The following is a 13,596-nucleotide window of genomic DNA, read 5'->3' as shown; positions in this document are numbered from 1 at the left end:
GACGGGGGAGTCTTATCAAGGGCGCCGCGGTACCGCAACCATCGTGCCGTCAGAATTGATTAGATAGGCTAGAGCCGCACGCCGTGATCGCGGGCGAAGGCCAGCAGGTGCTGGCGCAAAGACCGGTCGGGGCGTCCCAGCAGGCTGTCCAGGAACCGCTGCAGCACGCCCACGTCGACCGAGCGGATCATGGTCTTGATCTCGCCGAAGGCGCCCGGGCTCATCGACAGGGTGCGGAAGCCGCAGCCCAGCAGGGCCATGGCGTCCAGGGGCCGGCTGGCCATCTCGCCGCACAGCGACAGCTGTACCCCGGCCGCGTCGCACCGCCGCACCAGCATGCGCAGCACCGACAGCATGGCCGGCGACAGCAGGTCATAGCGGTTGTTCAGCATGGGGTTGCCGCGGTCGCTGGCGAATAGGTACTGCAGCAGGTCGTTGGACCCCACGGACATGAAGTCGATGTGGGGCAGCAGCGCGTCCAACTGGAACAGCAGGGCCGGCACCTCCATCATCACGCCCACCTTCAGGTCGCGGGGCGGGGCCATGCCGTCCTGCTCCAGCCGGCGCAGCTCCAGATCCAGCACGCGACGGGCGCGGAGGAACTCCGACACCTCGGCCACCATGGGGAACATCACCCGCAGGTCGCGGCCCGACGCCGCCCACAGCAAGGCCCGCAGCTGCTTGCGCAGCATGGCCGGGCGGTCCAGGCCGATGCGGATGGCGCGCCAGCCCAGGGCCGGGTTCTCCTCCCCCAGATCGGGGAAATAGGGCAGGGTCTTATCGCCGCCCACGTCCAGGGTGCGGAAGGTGACGGGCTTCTCCCCCGCCTCGTCCAGCACCTTGGCATAGGTTTCCTTCTGCACGGCGGTGTCTGGATAGGTGTGCCGCACCATGAAGGGGATTTCGGTGCGGTAGAGGCCAATACCGTCGGCGCCGGTGGCGTGCAGATGCGGCAGATCGATCAGCAAGCCGGCGTTCAGCATCAGGCGCACGGGCACGCCGTCGCGCGTCACCGACTCCAGCTCGCGGGCGGCGGCGAACTCGCGCTTGCGCTCCTCCCCCACCTCGATGCTTTTCAGGAAGGCCTCGGTGATGTCTTCGGCGGGACGCACGAAGACCTGGCCGTGGTCGCCATCGACGATGACGAAGTCCAGCGGGTCGACGCGGCTCAGCACGCCGGTGCACTGCCCCACCACGGGAATGTCCAGGGCGCGGGCCACGATGGCCACGTGGCTGTAGGCCGCCCCCTCCTCCAGCACCAGGCCGCGCAGGCGGGTGCTGTCGTAATCCAGCAATTCGGCGGGGCCCAGGTTGCGGGCGACCAGCACGAACTCGTCCGGCAGTGTGCCGCCGTCCGCCTTGTCCTGGCGGCCGGCCAGGTGCTGCAACAGGCGGTTGGTGATGTCGTCCAGGTCCAGCTGGCGTTCGCGGATGTAGCTGTCGGTCACCGACGCCATGCGGGCGCGGTTGTCGTTCTGCACCTGCTGCACCGCCGCCTCCGCCGTCAGGCCGGTGCGGATGGCCTCGCGGATGCGCGACAGCCAGCCACGGTCGGTGGCGAACATGCGATAGGTTTCGATGATCTCGTGATGCTCGCCGCCGGTCTCGCCCGACAGGATCAGCAGGCGGTCGATGGCGGAGTGCATGCTGTCCACCGCCTCGCGCAGGCGGCGCAGCTCCAGCTCCGGATCGTCGGCCACCATCTGGCGGATGGTCAGCTGCGGCCGGTGCAGCACGGCCACGGCCATGGCGATGCCCCGGTTCAGGCTGACGCCATCCAGGCGCGAGGGCAGCAGCACCAGGTCGTTGGCCACCTGCAGTTCGCGGTTGTCGACCAGCTCGCCCGTGGCCACCAGCTCGGCCACCACCATGGCGATGGTCTCCAGCGTCTCCACGTCCTGCTCGTCATAGGCGCGGCGGGCGATGTGCTGGATGGCCAGCACGCCGCGCACGCGGCCGCCGCGCAGGATGGGCACGCCCATGAAGCTGTCGAACGGGTCCTCGCCCGTTTCCGGACGGTAGGCGAAATTGGGATGGCTGGGCGCGTTGGCCAGGGCCACCGGCCGGGCGTGGGCGGCGATGTCGCCCACCAGGCCCTCGCCCACCCGCAGGCGGGTCTTGTGCACGGCGTCCAGGTTCAGGCCGATGGTGGCGAACAGCTCCAGCACCTCGCCCGCCCGCATGACGTAGCAGGAACAAACATCCGCCCCCATTTCGGCGGCGATCAGCATGACGATCTTGTCCAGCCGCGATTGGGCGGTGCCGCCGGCGGCCATGACGTCGCGCAGCCGGGCCAGCAGGCGCCGGGCGCCACCCGCCGCGTCGGCGGACCGGCGGAGTTCGGTAGCGCTACCGGTGGTGATGGTACCGGTTTCCGGAACCTCAAGCCCCGGGTCGATGAGGATGGGGGGAGTTCCGGAATGCGCTGCCACTAGCCTGCCGCTCCCGCCAGCGCCAGCGCCGGTCCCGTTTCCTTCGCCCCTGAGTCCTTGGCATGACCGTACCGGCCGGCCAAGGCGTCCTCCGCCTGCGCCACCAGTTCGGCCAGGATCTCGGCCGTCGGCTGCTCGCGCGTCACCATGCCCACGGACTGCCCGGCCATCAGGCTGCCATTCTCCACGTCGCCGTCGATGACGGCGCGGCGCAGGGCGCCGGCCCAGAAATGCTCGATCTCCAGCTGGGCGTCCTTCTGCTCGACCTCGCCACGGTTGAAGCGCTCCACCACCTCGCGCTGGAAATCCATGAAGCGGCGGGTGCCCTCGTTCTGCAGGGCCCGGACGGGAATGACGGGAAACCGGCTGTCCAGCTGGGCGGACGGCATCGCGTCGCGCGCGCTGGCCCGGATGAAGGCGCGCTTGAAATTGGGATGGGCGCGGGATTCGGTGGCGCAGACGAAGCGGGTGCCCAGCTGCACGCCGGCGGCCCCCAGCTCCAAATAGGCCACGATGGCCTCGCCCCGGCCGATGCCGCCCGCCACGAACACGGGCACGTCCCGGATCTCCGGCAGGATCTCCTGCGCCAGGACCGAGGTGGCGACCGGGCCGATGTGGCCGCCGGCCTCCATGCCCTCGATCACCAGGGCGTCCACGCCCATGCGCACCAGCTTCTTGGCCAGGACCAGCGCTGGGGCGAAGCACACGACCTTGGCGCCGCCGTCCTTCAGCTGCTTGATCACCGGCGCGGGGGGCAGGCCGCCGGCCAGGACGACATGGTGCACGCCGTGGTCCAGGCAGACGGCGGCCAGCGTGTCCAGCTGCGGGTGCATGGTGATGAGGTTGACGCCGAAGGGCTTCGCCGTCAGCGCCCGGGTGGCGTCGATCTCCTGGGCCAGCATCTCGGGCGTCATGGCGCCGCAGGCCAGCACGCCGAAGCCGCCGCCGTTGGAAATGGCGGCCACCAGGCCGGCGTCCGATACCCAGGTCATGGCGCCGCCCATGACGGCCAGCTCCGTGCCCAGGAAATCGCGCCCACGGGCCCACAGCGCGTCCAGCTTGTCGCGAGCGGTTCCAATCGTGGTGGTGGTCGACATCAAAAACGCTTCCTTTTGGCGGAAAAAACAGATCACCCGCGCCCGTGATGCGGCGGCCCGTGCCCGGCGGCGGGGAACGACGCCGATCCCTAACCTAAAACAACCCCTGAAAACAACAATGCCCCGGGGGACGCTCTTCCAGTCCCCCGGGCAGAGTGTCGCTCAGATGCTTATGCCTGGTCCAGGCCGTAAGCGGTGTGCAGGGCGCGCAACGCCAGTTCGGTGTATTCCTCGGCGATCAGGACGCTGACCTTGATCTCGCTGGTGGAGATGACCTGGATGTTGATGCCGCGGTCGGCCAGGGCCTTGAACATGCGCTGGGCCACGCCGGCGTGGCTGCGCATGCCCACGCCGATGACCGAGACCTTGACCACGTTGCTGTCGGCGATCAGGCGGCGGAACTTCAGGTCGTCCTTGGCGCCTTCCAGCACCTGTACGGTGCGGTCCAGGTCGGCCTTGGTGACGGTGAAGGTCATGTCGGTGGTGGTGCCGTCTTCCGACACGTTCTGCACGATCATGTCGACGTTGATGGCGGCGTCGGTGAGCGGGCCGAAAATGGCCGCCGCCACGCCCGGCCGGTCTTCCACACCCACCAGGGTCACCTTCGCCTCATCCCGGCTGTAGGCGATGCCGCTGACCAGTTCCTGTTCCACGATTTCGTCCTCATCAACGACAAGAGTTCCCGGCAACGCGCTGCCGGCCGCTTCCTCGAAGGTCGACAGCACCTGGACACGCACCCGGTGCTTCATCGCCATTTCCACCGACCGGGTCTGCAGGACCTTGGCGCCCAGGGACGCCATCTCCAGCATTTCCTCGTACGTGATGCGGCCCAGCTTGCGGGCCTTGGTCACGATGCGCGGGTCGGTGGTGTAGACGCCATCCACGTCGGTGTAAATATCGCAGCGCTCCGCCTGGACCGCCGCCGCCAGGGCCACGGCCGAGGTGTCGGAACCGCCGCGGCCCAGGGTGGCGATGCGCCCATCCTTGGACACGCCCTGGAAGCCGGCCACCACCGCCACCTCGCCGGTGGACATGCGGGCCACCAGGTCATCGGACTCGATGCGCTCGATGCGGGCCTTGCCATGCACGTCGTCGGTGATCAGGGGAATCTGCCAGCCCTGCCACGACCGGGCGGGGATGCCGATCTCCTGCAGGGCGATGGCCAGCAGGCCGCTGGTCACCTGCTCGCCCGAGGCGACGACGGCGTCGTACTCGCGCTCGTCCGCCAGGCGGCCGACCTGTTTCACATAGTCCACCAGCTGGTTGGTCACGCCCGACATGGCGGAGACGACCACCGCCACCTCATGGCCGGCGTCGACCTCCTGCTTCACTTTGCGGGCGACATTCTTGATCCGGTCGATGGTGCCGACCGATGTCCCGCCGAACTTCAAAACGAGGCGTGCCATAACCCGTGTCTGCCTTGTGAGAGGCCGGCAGGCGCCAGCCGGTGGATGCAAGGGGGCTTCCAGCCGCGCGGCAGGGGCCGCAGGGCGGTCCGGAAGCGCGCTATCCTTACCCTGTCAGGCGTGCGCAGGCAATAAACGGGTAATAAAAGGTCAGGGTTGCGTAAACCGGGCGACAGAGCATTTCTATTTCTTGTTTTCCGCGCCGGCGGGCGGGGGCGCTGGCATCCGCCGGCTGGTTTCTTGTGCTCTTCCAACCGGGTACAGCCATACGTCGGCCGGTGTTGAGTTGGGTTGGGCGGCGGCCCATAATCCGGCGCCTTCCGTTCAAGGGTGCCTATGATGAGCCAGACCGCCACGACCACCGTCGATCCCGGGGAAATCCAGCGCTTTTCGGCCATCGCCGCCGAATGGTGGGACGAGGCGGGCAAGTTCCGGCCCTTGCACAAGCTGAACCCGGTGCGCCTGGAATATCTGCGCGACCGCATCTGCGCCCATTTCGGCCGTGACCCCCTGGCGCCCCAACCGCTGCGGGGCCTGCGCCTGGTGGACATCGGCTGCGGCGGCGGTTTGCTGTCGGAACCGCTGGCCCGCATGGGCGCCGACGTCGTGGGCATCGACGCGGCCGAGCGCAACGTGAAGACCGCCGCCACCCACGCCATGGAGACGGGCACCCCCGTCGATTACCGCCACACCACGGCGGAGGCGCTGGTGGCCGCCGGCGAGACGTTCGACGCCGTGCTGTCGCTGGAGGTGGTGGAGCATGTGGCCGACGTGCCCCTGTTCCTGGACAGCCTGGCCGCCCTGATGAAGCCTGAGGGCCTGCTGGCCATGGCGACGCTGAACCGCACGCCCAAATCCTACCTGATGGCCATCATCGGCGCGGAATACGTCCTGCGCTGGCTGCCGCGCGGCACCCACGACTGGCGCAAGTTCCTGAAGCCGTCGGAGCTGGCCGCCGGCCTGCGCGCCACCGGCCTGACGGTGCGCGAGGTCATGGGCCTGGTCTACAGCCCCTTCAACGACACCTTCCGCCTGGACGCCCGCGACCTGGACGTGAACTACCTGCTCTGGGCCAGCCGCTGAGGCGATCCACCCCCGAATTGCAACGCGCCAACCGGCGGCAAGACTTTCATGCCGCCGTAGGCCCCGACCGGGGCCGCCGGAACTTTTCGGAGAGCGTGAGCGGACTGAAAAGTGAGGATAGCCAAGCCGCCGGATGGCGGTGCCCGGCGCCTGAGGGAAACGTATTAAGCCGCGTTGCTGGCTTCGGTATGCGTCAGCAGGGCGTAGATGGCGTCGGCGGTGTCGGCGCCGCGCAGCTTCTCGCAGAACAGCGGGTTGCGCAGCATGCGCGAGACCAGGGCCAGGGCCTTCAGGTGATCGGCGCCGGCCGATTCCGGGGCCAGCAGCAGGCAGATCAGATCCACCGGCTGTTCATCGATGGAATCGAAATCCACCGGACGTTCCAGCCGTGCGAACAGGGCGCAGACCTTGGGCAGGGTGGGCAGCTTGCCATGGGGGATGGCGATGCCCCGGCCAACGCCGGTGGTGCCCAGGCGCTCCCGCTCCAGCAGCACGTCGAAGATGGCCCGCTCATGCTGGCCCGTCAGGTCGGCGGCCCGTTTGGCGAGTTCCTGCAACACCTGCTTTTTGGAGGAGGCCTTGAGATTGGCGACAATGCCGTCCGGCTTCAAAAGCTCGACCATCGGCGTCAACAAAAACTGGGACGGCATTGCCACCACGCTCGCTCACTCGGCATTTCGCTTGAAGTGTTATAGGGCGGAAAGGTTTACCAAACTTTTCCGCCCAACCCCCGGTTCCAAGCTTCGGCTATCCCCGTCCCTAGGTCAATGGGGCCAAGGTTGGCGGGGATAGCTCCGGAAGCTTATCCTGATCAGTGGGTTCCGATCAGTTGGCGGCCACGGATTTGCCATCGGAGGGGTCGACCCAGCCGACGTTTCCGTCCGGCCGGCGATAGACCATGTTCAGGTGGCCATGCGCCCGGTTGCGGAACAGCAGGGCGGGCAGGTCCGCCAGGTCCATGCGCATCACCGCCTCGCTGACCGTCAGCATGTCGATGTTGGTCTGCATCTCGGCGATGATCATGGGGTGGTGGTCGGCGCCGTTGCCGTTCACCGCGTGCCCGTTGTGGCTGCCGGCCCCATGACCGCCTTCATCGGCCTCGTCGTCGTGGGCATCGGCGTTGATGATGTATTTGCGGGCGGGCACGGCGGCCTCGGCCTCGCCGTGCACGCGCTGGTGATGGTCGCGCAACCGGCGCTTATAGCGGCGCAGGCGCTTGGCGACGCGCTCCGCCGCCTCATCGAAGGCGGGGTAGGGTTCCGTGGCTTCGGCATAGGCTTGCAGAAGGATGCCGCGGCCCACATGCGCCTGGATGTCCGCCTTGTAGAGATGCGCCTCGCGCGACAGCACGACGGTCGCCTCAAGCGGACTGCTGAAATATTTCTCCACCAACCCCGTCAGTGTGGTCTCGACATGGGTGCGCAGGGACTCGCCAACGTCTAGCTGCTTGCCTTTGACGATTATATGCATGGCCTGTCCGTCTCGCTTGGTTGGAAGCCAGGAGTGGCGGCGGCGTGGTGCCTTGCCGTCGGCCTTTACAATAGCCCGCGGCCGGCCTTTTGCTGCTGGGAAGGCCAGCCGTCATGCGCCATCCATCGGGCGCATGGTTCAGATCCCAAGGGCCTTCTCCCGGCGACGCTGGACTGAGGAAGGGATCTTCATGGCTTCACGATACTTGGCGACCGTCCGCCGTGCAATGTCGATCCCCTCATCCCGAAGGATCTCGACCAGGCGGTCATCCGAAAGGATCTCGTCCGGCTTTTCCGCGTCGATCAGCACCTTGATGCGGTAACGCACCGCCTCGGCCGAGTGCGCGGCCTGGCCGTCCGCCCCGGAAATGGCTGATGTGAAAAAGTATTTCAGTTCGAACAGGCCACGGGGCGTGGCCATGAACTTGTTGGTCGTGACGCGGCTGACGGTGGATTCGTGCATGCCGATCGCCTCCGCTATATCCCGAAGGATAAGGGGGCGCAGGAACTGCAGGCCGTGCAGGAAAAACGCGTCCTGCTGGCGCACGATCTCGGTCGCCACCTTCAGGATGGTGTTGGCGCGCTGATGCAGCGACTTGACCAGCCAGCTGGCCGACTGGAACTGTTCGGTCAGATACTCTTTGTCCTGCTTGTTCCGGGCGGCCCCCTGGATGCGGGCGTAGTAGCGCTGGTTGACCAGCACGCGGGGCAGGGTGTCGCTGTTCAGCTCCACCAGCCAGCCGCCGCCGGGCTGGGCGCGCATGACGATGTCCGGCACCACGGTCTGCACCGGCTCATGATCGAAGGCCAGGGCCGGCTTGGGGTTCAGCGCCTTGATCTCGCCGACCATGTCGGCCAGGTCCTCGGCATCCACCTGGCAGACCTTCAGCAGGGCCGGCACGTTGCGCGCGGCCAGCAGGGGCAGGTTGTCCAGCAGGGCCTGCATGCAGGGGTCCAGCCGGTCCAGCTCCCGCAGCTGCAGCGCCAGGCATTCCTTCAGCGACCGGGCGAAAATGCCCACGGGGTCCAGGCGCTGTAACCGTTCCAGCACCGAAACGACCTGCGATTCGGTGCACCCCAGCTGATCCCCCACCAGGGCGATGTCGCCGGTGAAATAACCGGCCTCATCCAGGTAATCCATCAGGGCGAAGGCCACCATCCGATCCAGGGGATCGGCGATGTCCATGGTGATCTGTTCGGTCAGGTGGTCGCGCAGCGAGACGCTGCCGGACAGCGTCTGCTCGAACGAGTTCTCGTCATCCTCGAAGCTGCCGCCGCGGCCCGACCAGTTGCCGAAGGCCTCGCCGCCCTCGCCCACGCCGTCGGCCGCCATGTCGACGGCGCTGGAATTGGTCCAGACGTTCTCGAAGTCCGTGTCCAGCGGCGCGTCGCTGGAGGAGCCCATGTGGTCGGAGGACGTGAGGTCGGCCGTGTCGCGGACGGGCAGGTCGTCGGCGCGCGCGACCACCTCCTCCCGATCCACCCCATCGGGGGCTGGATCGCGGTTACGGTCGCCATCATCGCGTTCCAGGAGCGGGTTCTGCTCCATCTCGCGATCGACGTAGTCGGCCAACTCCAGGTTAGACAGCTGCAACAGCTTGATCGCCTGTTGCAGCTGGGGAGTCATCACCAGCGCCTGGGTCTGCCGAAGATCAAGGCGTTGTTGAAGCGCCATCACCCGCCCGAATAAGAACAGTGGCCCGAAATGAAATTGCGCAGAACGCGCTTATACTTAATTACAGACTGAACCGTTCGCCAAGATATACGCGGCGCACGTCCTTGTGGGCCACGATCTCGGACGGTTCACCCTCCATCAATACCATACCATCGTGAAGAATGTATGCGCGATCAACGATGTCCAGGGTTTCGCGGACGTTGTGGTCGGTGATCAGCACGCCGATGCCGCGCTCGCGCAGATGGCTGACCAATTCGCGGATGTCGTTGACGGCGATGGGGTCGATGCCGGCGAACGGTTCGTCCAGCAGGATGAAGTTGGGCTGGGACGCCAGGGCGCGGGCGATTTCCACGCGGCGGCGCTCACCGCCCGACAGGGCCAGGGCCGAGGTGCGGCGCAGATGGCTGATGGAGAACTCGGCCAGCAGCTCGTCCAGCGTGGCTTCGCGCTTGTCGCGGTCCTGCTCCACCACCTCCAGCACGGCGCGGATGTTGTTTTCCACCGTCAGGCCGCGGAAAATCGAGGCCTCCTGCGGCAGGTAGCCGATGCCCAGGCGCGCGCGGCGGTACATGGGCAGGTCGGTGACCTCCAGCCCATCCAGGGTGATGGTACCGTAGTCGGGCATGATCAGCCCGGTCATGATGTAGAAGCTGGTGGTCTTGCCGGCGCCGTTGGGGCCCAGCAGGCCCACGACCTCGCCCCGGCGGACGCCGACGCTGACATCGCGCAGCACGGGGCGGCCCTTGTAGCTTTTGCCCAGCTTGGTGGCGGTCAGGCCGCTGTTGGGGTTGTCCGACACCAGGCGCGGGCCTCCCGACTTGGATTCTTTGGGCGCCCCGGGGGGCGCCACCAGGGGCGCCGCCGGCACCTTCGCGGGTTCGGAAGTCTTGCTCATGGCTGCGCTCCGCCGCCGGTGGGTTTGGCACCGGCGGGGTTGGACCCGCCAGGGGTGGCCGGCTGATCGGACTTCTTGGGTATCAGCACGCTGTGCACGCGCCCACCCTTGACGGTCTCGTCGGGCAGCATGCGGCTGACCCCCGTGGCGTTGTTGACCTCGGCCCTGTGGCCGTTCACCTGGTTCTGACCCTGGGTCAGCTTCACATCGCCCGTCAGGATGGCGATGCGCGTCTTCACGTTATAGGTGCCCTCGGTGCCGCGCGCGACATCTTTGGGGGTGACGATCAGCACGTTGCCCTTGGCATCCATGCGCGTCATCTCCAGCTGCTTGGCGGCGTTTTCTTCCATGATGCCCACCAGCACGTCGGCGCGGATGCGGTCGCCCTTGTCGTTGATGGCGATGGCGTTGCCGCGCGCGACCAGCAACTGCTGCTGGCGCCAATATTCCAAGGTGTCGCGGGCATAGACGGTATCGCTGCGCGTGACCAGGTGCAGATGGTCGCCCGTCAGCACGGTGACATCCTGGTCCACGTCGTACACGCTATGATCGCCGAAGGCCTGCTGGCTGGGCGAGGTCATGACCACCTGGCCGTCGGCCGCCATGCGGTACATCTCGGTCGAGCCGTCCTTGGTCTTGCGATAATAGACCACCAGGGTGTCGCAGTGCAGGGTGTCCTCCCCCCGCGTCACGATGACATGGCCCCGGGCCACGGCGGCCAGTTGGTCGTTATGCCATTCCATCGTCTCGTCCGAGGTGATGTCGATGGCGCCCGGGGGCGAGGCCGTCACCTCGGCGGGGGTGAAGGGCAACAGGCCGGGCTCGCCGGGGATGGCCGGATTCTGCGCCGGCGGGGCGGCCGCAGGCTTCCTGGCCTTGGTTGGCTTTTCGGCGGCGGGCTTTCCGGCGGCGGCTTTGGCCTCCGCCGGTTCCTCCGCGCGGGAGGAGGGGGCCAGGGCGACCAGGGCCGTGGCCGCGACCGCCAGGCCGCCCAGCATCAGGGTCCGCATCGCCGGGACCGTCTTCGTGAACCGGATACTCAAGGTTTCTTGCCTCCGGTCCGCGACGGTGCCGTGGTGGGGGGTGCGGGGATGGGGCCGGCGGGCGCGGCGCCGTCGGCGTGGTGCTCCTTCTCCACCAGGCGCAGGCGCGCCTTGCCGGTGAAGACGATGGTGCTGCCCTTGTCGGTCATGCGGAAGCCGCCGGCGTCGATGTCGCCGAACGGGCCCTGGCCGGCCACGCGCGCATTGCCCCAGGCGATGTTCTTGCTGGTGTCCACTTCCGCCTTGTCGGTGGTGAACTCATAGCCGTGGTCGTGAAACAGCGTGACCCTCCCCTCCAGCGTCAGGTGGCCAGACTGCTTGTCGTACCGCCCGGTGTCCCCATTCAGGGTCACCCACTGCCCATTCTTTAGCGTGATCTCCGCCTCGGGCGAAACAAGATCGATCAGGTTGTCCTGATTGCTTTCCTGCATGGCCCGGTCGGCACGTACTTCCACGGGCCGATCGGTCTTGTCCGTTCCCAGGAAATGGGCGTCCAGCATTTCCAGTTGGCCGGTGCCGGGGTCGGCGGGGCGGGGGTTGGTAGTTTCCTTGATCAAGGGCCACAGCGCGATGGCGGCGATGGTCAGGCCGGCCAGGGTGGGCAACACCACCTTGGCCTGATTGACGCGGCGGGTGTGCCGGGCGCTGGCGCCCCGCCCCCGTTGCTCCTGGCCGCGCTGGTCGGGGGCGCGGCCGGAAGGGGGCGCGGAACCGGCCGGGGGTGCCGGCTGCCGAATCCCGCCCGCGTCGCCGGTGTCGGCGCCGGGGTTTTCTGTAGGGGGAGGCAGGGTCATGGTTCCACGGGGTTTGGCCGCCAATTGTGGCGCGGGCATGTCCGGCGGCCACCGCCACCAGCTGAGGCGCCACCAGTTGAGGCCCAATCTAACTGAGCCTGGATTCCACGGTCAAATCGTCATACGCCGTCCCTTTTTCCAGGGGGACGGCGCGCCACCCACCCATGCGGCACGCCCGCGCGGGATGGGCGGACGGGGGAAGGCGGCCTGCACCTTCCCCAGCAGGCGCCTCAGTGGGCGAAAATATCCGGCTCGTCCCAGCCGCCCAGGTCCAGCAGGGCGCGGTGCGGCAGGAAGCGGAAGCAGGCCTCGGCCAGCTCGGTGCGGCCCTCGCGGGCCAGCACGGCGTCGAACTTCGCCTTGATGTCATGCAGGTACAGCACGTCCGAGGCGGCGTACTTCAGCTGCTCGGCCGTCAGCTCCTCCGCACCCCAGTCGGACGACTGCTGCTGCTTGGACAGCTCCACGCCCAGCAGGTCGCGGCACAGATCCTTCAGACCGTGGCGGTCGGTGTAGGTGCGCACCAGCTTGGACGCGATCTTGGTGCAGTAGACTGGGGCGGTCACGACGCCCAGGTACTTGTTCAGGACGGCGACGTCGAAGCGGGCGAAGTGGAACAGCTTCAGCTGCTCCGGATTGGTCAGCAGGCGCTTCAGGTTGGGGGCGTCGTACTGGCCCTGGCGCAGCTGCACCAGGTGGCAGCGGCCGTCGCCGGACGACAGCTGGATCAGGCACAGGCGGTCGCGGTGCGGGTTCAGCCCCATGGTTTCGGTGTCGATGGCCACCACCGGGCCCAGGTCCAGGCCGTCGGGCAAATCGCCGTCATAGAGATCGATGGGCATCAAACCGGTCCTTCATGCTGGAGAGGCTGCCGAGGAAGGCCCGCCGGCGCCAAGGCGCCCACGAAAGCGGACCCCAGAAACGCCGCGGGCCGCCGGCGTTCCATCGGAACATCGGCGGCCCTGCGACCTTAAACCCGCGCTGAATTGGTGCCCAGGAGAAGACTCGAACTTCCACGACATCTCTGCCACAGGTACCTGAAACCTGCGCGTCTACCAATTCCGCCACCTGGGCAGCGCGGGCCGCCTAATTACGATTATGGCCGGGGCCTGTCAACACCCTTCTTTTGGCGTCGTTGAATTTTTTTGACGGGGACACCCAAGCGCCAAGACCCACCCCGTGCGCGACGCCGACCGCGCTCGGGGTGGGTAGGGGGAGGCAATCCGGCAGGTATTCAACGGGAAGGATGGGGCCGTTGGGTGCGTCAGCCGGCCCCAGAAACGCCGCGGGCCGCCGGTTCCATTTGGAACACGACGGCCCTGCGTTGAACCCGCGCTGTAATTGGTGCCCAGGAGAAGACTCGAACTTCCACGACATCTCTGCCACAGGTACCTGAAACCTGCGCGTCTACCAATTCCGCCACCTGGGCAGCGCGGGCCGCCTAAGTACGATTATGGCCGGGGCCTGTCAATACTCTTCTTTCGGCTTTTTTGGTTTTTGGGAAGGGGGCCAGGTAAGGGCGTCCGGCGCGCCGTCCCGCACGCGTGAGCGCGCGCATGGGCGCGTCCGCTTCCTTGCATTCCAAGCGCCTAGCCCTCGCCCGCCGGCTTCGCTATAAGCTTGGGTCTTCGGCCGCCGCCGGCCCCGGTCACCGCGCCCGCGTGCGCGGATGGCCGGAACCGACAGGTCCGGCGGGTCATTC

The 13,596-nt window shown here is 67.3% G+C and carries 11 protein-coding genes and 2 tRNA genes; 1 reads left to right on the top strand and 12 read right to left on the bottom strand.

All coding sequences use genetic code 11. The annotated features are described in order from the left end of the window. Positions 1–68 precede the first annotated feature (68 nt). The 3 genes from ptsP to UAJ10_RS10180 all read right to left on the bottom strand — a co-directional run bounded on the left by ptsP (position 69) and on the right by UAJ10_RS10180 (position 4,935). Positions 69–2,276, bottom strand: a complete 2,208-nt coding sequence (gene ptsP, locus UAJ10_RS10190) for a phosphoenolpyruvate--protein phosphotransferase (protein WP_322917305.1) — start codon at positions 2,274–2,276, stop codon at positions 69–71. Between the two features lie 155 nt (positions 2,277–2,431). Next, on the bottom strand, positions 2,432–3,529 hold the full coding sequence (locus UAJ10_RS10185) for an NAD(P)H-dependent flavin oxidoreductase (RefSeq protein ID WP_322915266.1): 1,098 nt from the start codon (positions 3,527–3,529) through the stop codon (positions 2,432–2,434). 170 nt (positions 3,530–3,699) lie between these two features. After that, positions 3,700–4,935 (bottom strand): aspartate kinase, encoded by a 1,236-nt coding sequence (locus UAJ10_RS10180; RefSeq protein ID WP_322915265.1) that lies wholly within the window; start codon positions 4,933–4,935, stop codon positions 3,700–3,702. A gap of 339 nt (positions 4,936–5,274) precedes the next feature. Here UAJ10_RS10180 and ubiG point away from each other — a divergent pair, with 339 nt between their 5' ends. Continuing rightward, a complete protein-coding gene (ubiG, locus tag UAJ10_RS10175) occupies positions 5,275–6,018 on the top strand; it encodes a bifunctional 2-polyprenyl-6-hydroxyphenol methylase/3-demethylubiquinol 3-O-methyltransferase UbiG (protein ID WP_322915264.1) in 744 nt (247 codons plus the stop codon). A 164-nt stretch (positions 6,019–6,182) separates the two neighbouring features. Here the strand turns inward: ubiG and ptsN are convergent, their stop codons facing one another. The 9 genes from ptsN to UAJ10_RS10130 form a co-directional block, all read right to left on the bottom strand. Then, a complete protein-coding gene (gene ptsN / locus UAJ10_RS10170; protein WP_040844426.1) occupies positions 6,183–6,641 on the bottom strand; it encodes a PTS IIA-like nitrogen regulatory protein PtsN in 459 nt (152 codons plus the stop codon). A gap of 202 nt (positions 6,642–6,843) precedes the next feature. Further along, the gene (gene hpf, locus UAJ10_RS10165; protein ID WP_322915263.1) at positions 6,844–7,488 is read right to left on the bottom strand and encodes a ribosome hibernation-promoting factor, HPF/YfiA family; all 645 of its coding nucleotides are present in this window, start codon (positions 7,486–7,488) and stop codon (positions 6,844–6,846) included. A gap of 138 nt (positions 7,489–7,626) precedes the next feature. Next, positions 7,627–9,162: an RNA polymerase factor sigma-54 gene (rpoN, locus tag UAJ10_RS10160; protein WP_322915262.1), complete on the bottom strand. Its 1,536-nt coding sequence runs from the start codon at positions 9,160–9,162 to the stop codon at positions 7,627–7,629. Between the two features lie 61 nt (positions 9,163–9,223). Further along, complete coding sequence (lptB, locus tag UAJ10_RS10155) at positions 9,224–10,057, bottom strand: LPS export ABC transporter ATP-binding protein (RefSeq protein WP_322915261.1); 834 nt, start codon at positions 10,055–10,057, stop codon at positions 9,224–9,226. After that, positions 10,054–11,100, bottom strand: a complete 1,047-nt coding sequence (locus UAJ10_RS10150; RefSeq protein WP_322915260.1) for an LptA/OstA family protein — start codon at positions 11,098–11,100, stop codon at positions 10,054–10,056. The genes lptB and UAJ10_RS10150 overlap by 4 nt, the downstream gene beginning before the upstream one ends. Continuing rightward, a complete protein-coding gene (gene lptC, locus UAJ10_RS10145) occupies positions 11,097–11,894 on the bottom strand; it encodes an LPS export ABC transporter periplasmic protein LptC (RefSeq protein ID WP_322915259.1) in 798 nt (265 codons plus the stop codon). Before lptC ends, UAJ10_RS10150 begins: the two co-directional genes overlap by 4 nt. 230 nt (positions 11,895–12,124) lie before the next feature. Next, positions 12,125–12,736, bottom strand: a complete 612-nt coding sequence (locus UAJ10_RS10140) for a ribonuclease D (protein ID WP_322915258.1) — start codon at positions 12,734–12,736, stop codon at positions 12,125–12,127. A 145-nt stretch (positions 12,737–12,881) separates the two neighbouring features. Continuing rightward, positions 12,882–12,968, bottom strand: a tRNA-Leu gene (locus UAJ10_RS10135). Between the two features lie 268 nt (positions 12,969–13,236). Further along, positions 13,237–13,323 (bottom strand) — tRNA-Leu (locus UAJ10_RS10130). Positions 13,324–13,596 lie beyond the last annotated feature (273 nt).

It is taken from the genome of Nitrospirillum guaranorum (assembly GCF_034653275.1).
GTDB lineage: Bacteria > Pseudomonadota > Alphaproteobacteria > Azospirillales > Azospirillaceae > Nitrospirillum.
This window is presented reverse-complemented; position numbering and strand designations above follow the sequence as displayed.